Here is a 1,062-nt window from a genome sequence, read left to right as displayed (position 1 = left end):
GCTGATCAACGCAGCTCGAACCGGGGCCGGTCGTGGGGAGCTAAAACCCGTCGATCGGCCCCGGCCGTTCCGTGTACGGTTCTTGTGTCCCTGCCAAGCGGTTGGCGGGGCACGAACCCGAACCGGCGGGACATCCGGACATTCATGTATGTGGGGACACTGTCCTTCGATCTGCTCCTCGGCGACGTTCGCTCGCTGAAGGAGAAGCGCTCCGTCGTCCGCCCGATCGTCGCCGAACTCCAGCGCAAGTACGCGGTGAGTGCGGCGGAGACCGGGAACCAGGACCTCCATCGCAGGGCCGAGATCGGCCTGGCGATCGTCTCCGGGGAGACGGGGCACCTCACCGACGTACTGGACCGGTGCGAGCGCCTGGTCGCCGCCCGTCCGGAGGTGGAGCTGCTCTCCGTTCGACGCAGGCTCCACAGCGACGAAGACTGATTGCACAGCAAGGCGAAGAAGGAGACGGAGCAGTGGCCGACAACGCGCGCGCGAAAAGGCTGGCGGACCTCATCCGAGAGGTGGTTGCCCAGAAGCTGCAGCGCGGGATCAAGGACCCGCGGCTCGGTACGCATGTGACCATCACGGACACCCGGGTCACGGGTGACCTGCGGGAGGCGACCGTCTTCTACACGGTCCACGGAGACGACGAGGACCGCGCGGCAGCCGCCGCGGGCCTGGAGAGCGCCAAGGGCGTCCTCCGTTCGGCGGTCGGCGCGGCGGCGGGCGTGAAGTTCACCCCGAGCCTCGCCTTCGTGGCGGACGCGCTGCCGGACAACGCGAAGGCCATCGAGGACCTCCTCGACAAGGCCCGGATCTCGGACGAGAAGGTGCGCGAGGTGTCCGCGGGCGCCGAGTTCGCCGGCGACGCGGACCCGTACCGCAAGCCCGAGGACGACGAGGACGGCGACGCCTCTTCATGAGCAACACCAGCAACAGGACGCCGGGCGGACGTTTGATCGTCGACAAACCGGCCCGCGTGACATCGCATTTAGTGGTGGGCCACATTGGCGGGGTCGCCAAAACCCCCCCCCGCGGGCCCCCCCGCCCCCCCCCCCCCCAGGC

2 protein-coding genes are annotated in these 1,062 nt (G+C 69.1%); both read left to right on the top strand.

The annotated features are described in order from the left end of the window. The first annotated feature begins 144 nt into the window (after window positions 1–144). Complete coding sequence (locus tag ACFWY6_RS45565) at window positions 145–438, top strand: DUF503 domain-containing protein (RefSeq protein WP_135330982.1); 294 nt, start codon at window positions 145–147, stop codon at window positions 436–438. A 32-nt stretch (window positions 439–470) separates the two neighbouring features. Continuing rightward, window positions 471–920 (top strand): 30S ribosome-binding factor RbfA, encoded by a 450-nt coding sequence (gene rbfA, locus ACFWY6_RS45560; protein ID WP_384703851.1) that lies wholly within the window; start codon window positions 471–473, stop codon window positions 918–920. Window positions 921–1,062 lie beyond the last annotated feature (142 nt).

Source organism: Streptomyces sp. NPDC059037 (assembly GCF_042740015.1).
In the GTDB taxonomy this organism is placed as follows: domain Bacteria; phylum Actinomycetota; class Actinomycetes; order Streptomycetales; family Streptomycetaceae; genus Streptomyces.
This window is presented reverse-complemented; position numbering and strand designations above follow the sequence as displayed.